This is a genomic window from Deltaproteobacteria bacterium PRO3 (assembly GCA_030263375.1).
Classification (GTDB): Bacteria; UBA10199; UBA10199; order DSSB01; family DSSB01; genus DSSB01.
The window spans coordinates 1-10657 of the sequence record SZOV01000116.1 but is presented as its reverse complement, the minus strand read 5'-3'; the positions used below and the strand labels follow the sequence as shown (position 1 = coordinate 10657).

6 protein-coding genes and 1 pseudogene are annotated in these 10657 nt (G+C 64.8%); 3 read left to right on the top strand and 4 right to left on the bottom strand.

The features are described from left to right. Window positions 1-141: 141 nt before the first annotated feature. Window positions 142-564: a DUF3592 domain-containing protein gene (locus tag FBR05_13500; GenBank protein ID MDL1873192.1), complete on the bottom strand. Its 423-nt coding sequence runs from the start codon at window positions 562-564 to the stop codon at window positions 142-144. A gap of 95 nt (window positions 565-659) precedes the next feature. On the opposite strand from FBR05_13500, the pseudogene FBR05_13495 reads away from it, so the two are divergent. After that, window positions 660-2279 (top strand): annotated as a pseudogene (locus FBR05_13495) (carbon starvation protein A). Window positions 2280-2321: 42 nt separating this feature from the next. Here FBR05_13495 and FBR05_13490 read toward each other — a convergent pair. Continuing rightward, on the bottom strand, window positions 2322-2768 hold the full coding sequence (locus FBR05_13490) for a hypothetical protein (GenBank protein ID MDL1873191.1): 447 nt from the start codon (window positions 2766-2768) through the stop codon (window positions 2322-2324). Between the two features lie 854 nt (window positions 2769-3622). Further along, the gene (locus FBR05_13485) at window positions 3623-4498 is read right to left on the bottom strand and encodes a hypothetical protein (protein MDL1873190.1); all 876 of its coding nucleotides are present in this window, start codon (window positions 4496-4498) and stop codon (window positions 3623-3625) included. A gap of 469 nt (window positions 4499-4967) precedes the next feature. Between FBR05_13485 and FBR05_13480 the strand changes: the two genes are divergently transcribed. Next, window positions 4968-8423 carry a hypothetical protein gene (locus FBR05_13480; protein ID MDL1873189.1) on the top strand — a complete coding sequence of 1152 codons (3456 nt, stop codon included), beginning with the start codon at window positions 4968-4970 and terminating at the stop codon, window positions 8421-8423. A gap of 358 nt (window positions 8424-8781) precedes the next feature. Then, window positions 8782-9354: a hypothetical protein gene (locus FBR05_13475; protein MDL1873188.1), complete on the top strand. Its 573-nt coding sequence runs from the start codon at window positions 8782-8784 to the stop codon at window positions 9352-9354. Window positions 9355-9504: 150 nt separating this feature from the next. On the opposite strand, the gene FBR05_13470 is transcribed toward FBR05_13475, so the two are convergent. Beyond that, window positions 9505-10248 carry a hypothetical protein gene (locus FBR05_13470; GenBank protein ID MDL1873187.1) on the bottom strand — a complete coding sequence of 248 codons (744 nt, stop codon included), beginning with the start codon at window positions 10246-10248 and terminating at the stop codon, window positions 9505-9507. Window positions 10249-10657 lie beyond the last annotated feature (409 nt).

Here is a 10657-nt window from a genome sequence, read left to right as displayed (position 1 = left end):
CCAGACGAATAAAACTAACGATTCTCGAGACCTACTTGCGTTACCTCGATTGGCTCCAGCAGGACCCCTTCCACTCTCTAGATGTCATGAACTTTTACAACGCTCATTGTGCCCATGTGGAAAAGAACGGGGCGCGGGGGTTTAGGGGGAATTCCACAAGACCAAGAGGAGGGTGAGCATCATCAACAGGCCCACCAGGATGAAGATCCCGGAGATCTCCCAGAGACCCCGGCTGGCGACTTGGACGCGAAGGGGTTGGCTGTTGGGCCGGTAGTAGAGCTTCACGGTTGCATTCACCGCGGGGAGGTATTTGAGGCCGTAACCCATGCCGGTGCGGACCTCCAAGAGTCGCCCGTCTTCGTCGTGGAAGGCGATCACGGGCTGGATCAAGACGCCGGCGCCGTCGGGGTCGGGGTTTCTCTCGATGCGCAGGACCCGGCCATAGGCCTTCTTGCATCCCAGGCGAAAATACAGCTTGTACAAGACGACGAGGAGGGGAGGGAGGGCGAAGAGCAGGCCCATGCCGGCCAGGAAATAGAGGGTCCATCGCGAGATACCGCTCATCGCCGCCAACTTAGCCAAAGACTTGAAGTCGGGGAAAGGAAATCGGCCGGGAAAGTCCTTGAAGCCCCGGCCGCTTGCCCCTAAATTCGCCCGCCATGTCGTTACCCCTGCTCTCCGGCCTGTTGCTGCTCTTTCTCTTTCTCGGCTACCACTTCTACGGCCGCTACCTCTCCAAGACCTTCCGCCTCGACGCGGGCGCGACGACGCCGGCCAACGAGCTGAACGACGGGGTCGACTACGTCCCGACCAAGCCCTTTTATTTGTTGGGGCAGCACTTCAGCGCCATCGCCGCGGCGGGTCCCATCGCGGGCCCCATCCTCGCCTGCCAGCAGTTCGGCTGGCTGCCCTGCATGCTCTGGATCGGCTTGGGGGTCGTCCTGATCGGGGCCGTGCACGACTTTTCCGCGCTGGTGGCGAGCGTGCGGCACCGCGGCCACTCGGTGGCGGAGATCATCCGCCTCAACGTCGGCAAGCCGGCCTGGCTGGCGATGATGCTCTTCATCTGGGTCTCGCTGCTCTACGTGATCGTCGCCTTCACCGACATCACCGCGGGCACCTTCGTCGGGCGCATCGAGGAGCTGGAAGGCATGAACCTCGGCTTCGAGCGCGGCGGCGCGGTGGCGGCGGCCAGCGCGATGTACCTGCTGCTCTCGATCGTGATGGGGCTGGTGCAGAAGAAATGGAACCCGCCGCTCTGGCTGATGACCCTGATCTTCGTGCCGGCGACGCTCGGCGTCGTCTGGTACGGGACCCAGATCTCGACCCTGATGCTCTTCTCGCAGCGCAGCTGGGGGCTGATCATCTTGGGCTATTGCTTCGTCGCCTCCCTTCTCCCCGTCTGGCTCCTGCTGCAGCCGCGCGGCTACCTGGGCGGCTTCGTCCTCTACATGGCCTTGGCCGTCGGCGTGATCGGGATCTTCTTCGGCGGCTACGAGATCAAGCAGGACTACTTCAAGACCTGGAACGCGCCGGGCCTGACCGGCTCGCTCTTCCCCTTCCTCTTCGTCACCATCGCCTGCGGGGCCTGCTCGGGCTTCCACGGCCTGGTCTGCTCGGGGACGACCAGCAAGCAGATCGACAAGGAGACGCACTGCCACTCGGTCGGCTACGGGGCCATGCTGCTGGAGGGCTTCGTCGCGATGATCGCCCTGGCGACGATCATGATCCTGGGGAACGGCGAGGCGAAGGGCTCGCCCGGCGCGATCTACGGCGCGGGCATCGGAAAGTTTTTGACGCTGATCCTGGGGAAGGAAAACCTGGTCTTCGCGATCACCTTCGGGGCGATGGCCTTTTCGACCTTCGTCTTCGACACGCTTGACGTCGCGACGCGGCTCGGCCGCTACATCCTGCAGGAGTTGACCGGACGCGAGGGGCGCGGGGCCGCCTTGGCCGCGACGGCGCTGACCGTCGGGATCCCGGCGGTCTTTATCTTGCTGGCGAAGGGCGGCGGCTGGTCGCTCTTTTGGGTCCTGTTCGGCACCTCCAACCAGCTGCTCGCCGCGCTCACCTTGGTCGGCGTCACCGTCTGGCTCAAGCGCAGCGGGCGCCGCTACTGGTTTACGCTCTTTCCGATGCTCTTCGTGATGACGATCACCTTCTGGTCGCTGGGCAAGCAGGTCTTCTCGGCCTTTTGGGGACCGGCGCTCTCCGGCGCGACCTCCCACATCGCGCTGATCAACGGTGTGGTGGCCGTCCTCTTGCTCGCCTTGGCCCTTGGTCCGGGACGGGAGGGCTCGGTCGGTCCCTTGGGTTTGGGATCAAGGGGCCGTAAAGCTCTGCGGGTGGACGGCGACGCGCTTCTCGTCGGAGAAGGCGGCCGTCAACGCGGTCTGTTCGGTGCCGTCCTTTTTCATCCGATAGATGTTTTCGTTCCCGTCCCGGTCCGAGGTGAAGAAGAGAAATTGCCCGTCGGGCGTCCAGGCGGGATCGGTGTTGGCCCCCTCGCTCGTGAGCCGGCGGATCCCGGAACAGGCGTTCGGGTTGAGCGCCGGGTAGCCGCGCCGAACAAAACTGCAGGCGAAAATCTGGTTTTTTCCGTCCACCTTGCGGACGAAGGCCAGTTGCGAACCACCCGGTTTCACGGCGGGGGCGCCGCCTTCGATGGGGAAGCTCCGGTAGGACGGAGTGCCTTGCTCGAGGGCTTGGAAGTCGTGGCCTTCGAGGTCGTAGCGGTAGAGTTGCTGCGGCCCCTCGCCGAGGCGCATGGAGAAGATCAAGTGACCGGCGTCCTTCCAGGCGATCCTGCCGATCTTGCGCCGGTCGTCCAGGGTGTTGATCAGGGCGCGACCCTCGCCGGTGGCCGCGTCGTAGACCCTGAGCTCTTCGACCTCGATGACGCGGAAGTCCGCGCCCAGGCCGACGCCGTGGGTGCTGACGCCGACGAAGGCGACGCGGCTTCCGCCGGGCTCGAAGGCGAGCCTTTGCGGCGCGAAGACGCCGGCGTCGAAGGCGCCCAAGTCCCCGCTGTCCAGCGTCTCGAGCACGGCCGGAGCCGCGCCCAAGCGGGCGAGGATAGGGACGGGTTCGCCCAGCGGGATAGATACGACGGCACGGTCGAAGGCCAGGGCGTCGCCGTCGGCATTAAAGGAGAGATTCCCGAAATGCGTCCTCGCCCGCGTGTTGTCGGTGAGCGGAACGACGACTCCCGGGTTGCAGCTGTCGGAGAGGAAGACGTTCTCGGCCGGGGCCCGGTCGGAGACGAAGGCGAAGCGGTAGCAGGTCGTCGGCGTCGCGGGTTCGTCCCCGGCGCCGGGTCCCTCCGGCGCCGGGGTCTCGCCCGGTTCCTCACCGATGTCGGCCGCCGGACTCTCCGCGGGGTTGTCGGCCGCGGGCGGCGGGTTTTCTTGGACGAATCCGGGATCGGCGACGGGACTCAAGTCGGCTTCCACCCCCGTTGAAGCCGACCGGCCGCAGGCGGCGCCCAGCGCGCCGATCCCGAGGAGTGAGATCAAGAACAAGGTTTTTTTCACGGTTTTGCATTTTGCGTTCATTTCGATCCTCTTGGGTATTTCTTGGAGTGCCGTGAGTCTGTGTCGCCTGGGGCGGCGTCGGTTTCGCGTCAGCGGCCGCGCTCGCCCATCAACAGTTGCAAATCGAGACCCTGCAGCTGGTCGGCGACTTCCTGCAGGGGTAGTTCGCCGGCCTCGAACTGCGCCTTCAATATCTCGAGTTGCTTGGCGATCTTGATGCGGTCGTAACCGCGGGCCGGAGAGAGTCGGAGCTTTGTGGAGAAATCTTCCATGGCCTGAGCGATCTCCGCCTTCCAGGCCTCGTGCGCTTCCTGATAGTCGCCGAAGATTTCCTCGGCGCGAGACAAATCCTCCTCCACGGCGGCCTCGGCCTGGGCCGCGGCCTCCGGGTCCTGCGCGAGCTCAAGGGCCGCCTTGGCCTTGCGAAGCTTGGGCAGGATCGCCTCCAGCTCCCGGCGCAATTCCGGAGGGAGGTCCTGACCCTTGAGGGCGGCCTCGATGCCTGGGCTGAGACGCTCGATGCGCTCGAGGGGACCGGAGACGTGGTGCGAAACCCTGAGTTGCAATTGTAATTGAAGGTATTCGTCGCGCAGGTAGGAAGGGACCTCGGCGTCCTTGCCGTAGGGAATGAGGCGCTTCATCAAAAATTGAACGGCGCGAAGGCTCTCCTGCGCCATCCGATTCTCCGGCTGCTCCTCGAGCTGGGCCTGGAGCCCCGCCTCTTGACCCCGCAGCTCCTCAAGAACGACGGAGGCGAAGAGTTGCGGAACGGCATCTTGCGTCTCGGTCGCTTCGCCGTAGGCCTCGCTGTAATAGGAGAGCCCTCCCAGGTCCTCGGCCCCTTCCGCCTCAAAGCCGTATTCGGTCGCCTCGAGGGTTTCCTCATCGGCGGCGAAGGACTTTTCCTCCAGCCCATAGGATTTAAGGTAATAGTTCGAAGAATTTCGGACAGCCCCTGCGTTCATCGCATCCCCCTTCCAGCGGCCTTCGCCGCCATGTCCGGAAAGATTGCAAGGGACGAGCCAAGAGGTCCTTAGCGGGAATTTTGAAAATATTTATTTGAAATTATTGGGTTATTTAAAAATTTTGGCAGAAACCCTTTTTTGGACTTTTATGTATGAATTTTAAATAATTTATACACTAAATATTTTTAGTGAATAATTACATATTATTAATTAAAAATTAAATATCTGTAATAAAATTAATTAAACAAACATAATTAACGTTTTTATTTCAAATTATGATTTATTAATTTTAACAATGATATTTGATAATATTAATCTTAAGATTTTTTATATTTATTTTTATAAATACTTTATTTTAAAATATTATTTATTTGTAATAGAAAATAAATTTTCAGATCAAATAAATTTTAATCTAAAGATTTTTTATTAATTTTATATTTATATAAATAAAATCAATAATTTAATTATAATGACCGAAAAGCCAGCCGAAACCCTCAAATCCCTCTGCCGCGCCGGCGACCCCAAGCTTCGATCTCGCGCCAGGCTCCTGCTGCGCGCCTTGGAGTTGGGGAGCCCCGCCCAGGCCTGCCGCGAGGCGGGGATTTCCCCGCAGCTCTACCAATATTGGTGGCGGCGCTTTCGCGATTCCGGTTTTCGCCGCGAGGGCCTGCTTACGCGCTCGCGGCGCCCCAAGCGCTCGCCGAAAAAGATTCCCCCCGAAGTGGAGCGTTGGATCGAGGCCTACCGCCGCGAGCTGCGTTGCTCGGGGGAGAAGATCCGGCTCCTGTTGGAACAGGAGAGGCAGGTGCGCGTCTCCCTGCCGACGGTCTACCGCGTCCTCGCCCGCAACGCGCCCCAAGGCCCGCGCCGCACGCGCCGGGCCGGGCACGCCGGGGCCGCGTCTCCGGATCGGGACGCCGGGGGCAAAGGCCCCGCGCCGAGGCGCGCTCGATCCGCCGAGGTCGTCGCCGCTTCCCCGCTTCCGTCCGAAGCCTCGCCGCCGCGCCGAATCGCGGACCGTTACCGCGTCCTGCGGCGGCTGGGCGGCGGCGGGGGAGGCGTGGTGTACTTGGTGGAGGACGAGGCAGAGGGCGGCGCGCGCCGGGCCCTCAAGTGGGTCGAGGCCGCGCGGGGTTCGGATCCCGGTTTGGGCGCGCTGCTGGAAAATGAATTCGCCGCGCTGGCGGGTCTGGAGCACCCCAACCTGGCCCGGGTTCATGACTTGGGCGTGGCGCCCGGCGGGATCTACTTCACCTCCGACTATATCGTCGGCCGCGACCTGCTCGCGGCGACCCGCGAGGCCGACCTCAATCATGTATTCCAGCTGATCCTGCAGGTGCTCGGCGCCCTCGACTACCTGCACGGCAAGGGCATCCTGCACTTGGATCTCAAGCCGGAAAACATCCTAGTGGCCGAGGCCGAGGGTGTCGAGCCGCCGCGGGTGAAGCTGATCGACTTCGGCGGCGCCGAGTGGCGGCGCCGCGGCCGGGCGGCGGCGGGCGAGACGATGGGCACGCCGCCCTACGTCGCCCCCGAGCTGCTGCTGGAGCAGGCCCCGGGGCCGGCCGCAGACCTCTACGCCTTCGGCATGCTCCTCCACCAAATCTTTTTCGGGGCCTTCCCGCTGCGTCACCGCGATCCTCTGCTCATGATGCAGGAGCAGATCTATGAAGAGCCCTTGGCTCTAGTTCCGCTGCCCCCCGCGCTGCCCGAATCCTTCGGGGTCCTGTTGCGTCGGATGGTCGCGCGCAACCCGCGGGCGCGCTTCGCCTCGGCTCGCGAGGTCTTGGCGGCGATGAACGAAAGCCTCGGCGAAGACTTCCGCCTGAGTGCGCCGGCCCTGCCGCAGGGGATCCTCGCCGAGTCCCGTTACGATTTCTCCGCCGACCTCATTCACGAGCTCGCGGAGCGCCTCGCGAGCGGCGCGCCGGGCGTCACCGTTCTTTCCGGCGCGCCGGGCAGCGGCAAGAGTCGGCTGCTCGCCCGCGTCAAAGAGGTCCTGCAGCTGCGCCGGGTCTTTCCCGTCCGGGTCGCTGCGTCGGCGCAGCTGGAGGCGGCCCTAAGCCGCGCCGCGCGCGCGAAGGCGCCGCTGCTCGTCGACCTGCCCCCCGAGTCGGAGGACCTACCTGCGCTCCTGGAGCGGCTCGACGAGGCGGGGCTCCCCGCCTTGCTCGCGACCCGCCGGGGTTTTTCCCTGGAGCTGCTCGCCCCGCATTGGCTCGAGCTCAAGCCCTGGACGCGCGAGCAGGTCTTGGAATTCCTCTGGGCCGAGCTCCGCGACCTTCCCGACGGGCCTCTCGCGGCGGCCTTGGCCGAGCTGGGGGTGGGCTCGCCCGAGCGTCTCGAAACCCTCCTGCAGGCCCTCCAAGAGAGCGGCGCCCTGCAATGGACCGACGGCGCCTGGGCATGGCGGCCGGAAGGAGCGCCGGATCCCGCCCGGCTGCTGCCCGAGCACGCCGCGCGTTGGCGGGAGCGGCGCGCGCGGGTCGTCGAGATCCTGCGCGCCTTGCCCCCGGGTCTCGACGCGGAGACCCTCGCGGGGCTCCTGGACGTAGAGGCCGCCTGGCTGGTACCGCACCTGGAGGCCTGGGTGCGGGAGGGCCTGCTCAAGCGTCGAGAGGCGAGGCAGATTCGGCGCTATGCCTTGGCGGCGAGCGATGCGATCGACGAGAATACGCCCGCGACTCGCGGCTGGGGACGGATCGAGGCCGAGCTGGAGAGGCTCTATGCGGAGGGGCGCTTCGAGGCCGGCGCGCGCTGGGCGGACCGGTTGCGGGCGGAGGCCGCCGAGCTTCCACCCGCGGCGGCCCTGCGCTGCGCGCGACTCTATGTCGCCTCGGGCGAGGCCGAGCGCGCCCTGAAGACCCTCCCGGCCCAGGCCTCACCGGAGGAGCGGGGCCTGGCTTGCGAGATCCGCGCCCGCGCCGCATGGGCGCTCGGAAATCTCGAATCCGCCGAGGCGGCCCTGCGGGAGGCCGAGGGGGCGTATCTCGCCCGCGAGGATTTGCCGGGCCGCTCCCGCGCGGCCAACCTGCGCGGTTCGATCGCGAAGCAGCGCCTGGATTTTTCGGCGGCCGCGGAGTCCTTCGCGGCGGCGATCGAACTGGCCGAGCGCGCCGCGGATCCCTATCTGCAGGGCCTGGCCGAGATGAACCTGGCTTTGCTCCGCCAAGAGCGGGGCGATTTTCGCGCCGCCGCCCGGCTCTTCGCCGCGGCGGAGCTGAGCGCGGGGCGCGCCGCCCACCCCTGGCTGCAGGGGCGCCTGTTGCAGAACTGGATCAATTTGCTTTTTTATCTGGGGCGCGCCGCCGAGGCCGAGCAGCGCTGCTACGCCCTGCTGCGCCTCGCGATCGTCCATCGTTATCCCGAGCTGCAGGCGGTCGCCCACAATTCCCTTGCCCTGCTGGCGGGGCAGCGCGGCCGCCGCGAGCTCCAAGAGACCCAGCTCAACCTGGCCCTGCACCTGCTTCGGCCCCGCGGGCTCTGGCTGCCCTACGCACAGACCCTGCTCAACCGCGCCTTCTTTCTGTGGGAGCAGGGCCGCTACACCGCGGCCGAGCTGGACGCCGGTTACGCCTTGGACCTCGCCCAGCGCCTGCGCCACCCGCACTTCAAGGCCCTGGCCCAACTGGTCTTGGGGCGCATCCTGAGGGACCGGCCGAACCCCGACTTGGCCCAGGCCGCCGCGTCCCTGAACCGCGCCCACCAGGGCCTTCACCGGCTGAACCACCGTCCGCTGCTTTGGGAGGTGGCCTTCGATCGCGGCCTGGTGGCGAAGCGTCTCGGCGAACCCGAAAGGGCCCGGGCCTGTATCGAGGCCGCCCTGCGGGACTTGGAAGGGCTGCTCGCCGAGCTCCCCGACTTCGCCAGGGAGAGCTACCTGCGGGACCGCAAGCTGGAAAAGATCCGGGTGGAATTGTCCTGACGCAACAGCGCCCGCTGGCCCAGTCGAGAAGGAGGATAGGTCCGGAAAGACCGTTGTCTTCGCCCGCACGCACTCCTACAATGAAAATCGAGCCTCGGTTTTGGGAGGGTTCATGAAACGCTGGGAATTTCATCGTCTTGCCTTCACGGCTCCGCTGCCGTTGCTCTGCGCCTTCCTATGGGCCTGCGCCGGGGCCGGCGGTCCCGCCGCTCCGGGCGGGGGGCCCGGCGGCGCGGCGGTCGGCGAAAACCTCGCGGCCGGCCCGGTCGCGGCCCCCGAGGCGGCCTTCAACCCCGGCTCGATCCAGGTGGGCGGCGAGGGTCACGGCCAGGAGGGGAGGAAGGCCAATAACGTCGCGGTGGTGAAGACCAAGGACGGGCGCGGCAATTGCGGGATACCGGTCGCGGAGTCGCAGCTGCTTTTTCCGGAAGAGGAGCCGAAGCCTCAATTGATGAGCTGGGTCTCGGGCTTCGAGGCCGGCCCCTTCGGCGCCTTCGAAGAGCGGTCGATGGGCGGCTTCGGCATGACGCCGCTCCCGGAATGTCCTTTGATGGTCACGGTCGAGGGAGAGCAGTTTCAGGCGCGGATGAACGGCCGCTTCCTCAAGTTGGTCGCCGTTTACACCGATGCCGCCGGGAAATTTTTCCAGAGCGAGCCCCTGGTGATGCCTTGCCCTCCCCGCTGCATCGGCCAAAACTGCCCGGCCCTTTGCCCCGCGCCGCCCTGCCAGACCTGCCTGCAATTGAAGGAGGAGTCCGAGATCGCCGAGGAGGATCGAGTGCGAAACCCGCCGGCGCTTCGCCCGGTGGATTTTTCCCCGCCCTCCTTGCCCTCGATCGAGGATCGGGACTTGGCCGATCCCCGGCTGCGCCTCATCGAAGGGCCCGGGCTCTTGCCAAACCTTCCCGAGAATTTCCAATTCCGAAAGTAAGGGCGTCTCGCGCCGGTGAAGCGCAACCGCGCTCCCGATCTTGCCCCGCTCGCCCGGCGGATTTTGCCCTGATTCCTCAAGTCCGGACGATGGATAAAAAAAGCCCCCGCCGTCGCCGGCGGGGGCCTTATCGGGTTTAGGGACTCACATTTATTTGCGGGCCGCCCGGCGCCGCAGGGCCAGGCTCAAGGCCGCGGCCGCGGCGAATCCGGCCAGGTTGAGGGCCGAGCCGCCGTCCACGCCGGCGACCATCGCGCAACCGCCGGAGGCCGGTTGACCCTCGGGGAGCTCGCCGCCGTCGTCGTTGCCGCCGTCGTTGGCATCGCCGTCGCCGTCCGGGGCATCGGCGGCCTTCACCACGAAGCGCATCTCGAGCATCCCGACCTTCGAGAAGTCTTGGGACTCTTCGCCGATCACGATCGGAGCGGGAATCTCGTCGACGATCTCATCCAAGTTGCCGCCCGCGATCACCTCGACGGTCGCGCCGACCGCGTTGAGATAGATGGGCGAGTCGCCGTTATATTGGACCTGCTCGCCGGTCGACTTGAACTTGATGAAGTGATCCGAACCCACGGGGTTCGTCCCGGTCATCTGGAACAAGAAGCTGTCCGCCGTCTCCGCCTGAGCCGAGAAGTAGAGGATGGCCAAGAAGTCGTTCTGTTCCGCATGGAAGGTCACGACCTCGCCGTGGCTGGGGAAGGCCTCGACCTTGTTGTCGTCGATGCTGTAGATGAGTCGCGCATCCGCCAAGCTGGCCTCGGGGATGGTGACCCGGATATAGTCGTTGGATTTCATGTCGTGCACCGCCGCGGTCGCGGTCTGGGCCGTGAAGGCGCAGGCCAGGGCCAAAAGGGTGACGGTGATTTTGTTCTTCAGTTGAGTCAGCGTTTTCATTTCGATCTTCCTTTCAATGGTTGGAGTGCCTTTGAGAGGAGTGCGTTGTCGCCGGGATAGATTGCAGGCGCGGTGCCATAAATGCTCCCCATTGAAATAATTGAGGAATTCGGAAATTTTTCCAAAAAATCGGGGGGCGAGACCGCCAGATATGAAATTTCGTGAACCCCAGGGACAGGCGCTAGGGCCGGGATTTGGGAGGGCTGAGACGGAGGTCTCGTTGGGCGAGGCCGGCGACCGAGGCGATCACCTCGCGGTGGATGCGCTCGACCCGCCGGGCGACGGACTCGCCGCGCCGGGCCTTGACGGAGATCGGCGGCCCCACCCAGTGCACCAGCTTCATCGGAAAGGGCAAAAGCCCCAGGCCCAGGAAGAAGGGGACGCTGAAGCGCAGCTTTTCCAGCATCTT

Bases quoted from the DNA above. Each gene is read 5' to 3' on its own strand.
- FBR05_13500 (MDL1873192.1), bottom strand. From the start codon at position 564: ATGAGCGGTATCTCGCGATGGACCCTCTATTTCCTGGCCGGCATGGGC.
- FBR05_13490 (MDL1873191.1), bottom strand. From the start codon at position 2,768: ATGCGCCTCGGCGAGGGGCCGCAGCAACTCTACCGCTACGACCTCGAA.
- FBR05_13485 (MDL1873190.1), bottom strand. From the start codon at position 4,498: ATGAACGCAGGGGCTGTCCGAAATTCTTCGAACTATTACCTTAAATCC.
- FBR05_13480 (MDL1873189.1), top strand. From the start codon at position 4,968: ATGACCGAAAAGCCAGCCGAAACCCTCAAATCCCTCTGCCGCGCCGGC.
- FBR05_13470 (MDL1873187.1), bottom strand. From the start codon at position 10,248: ATGAAAACGCTGACTCAACTGAAGAACAAAATCACCGTCACCCTTTTG.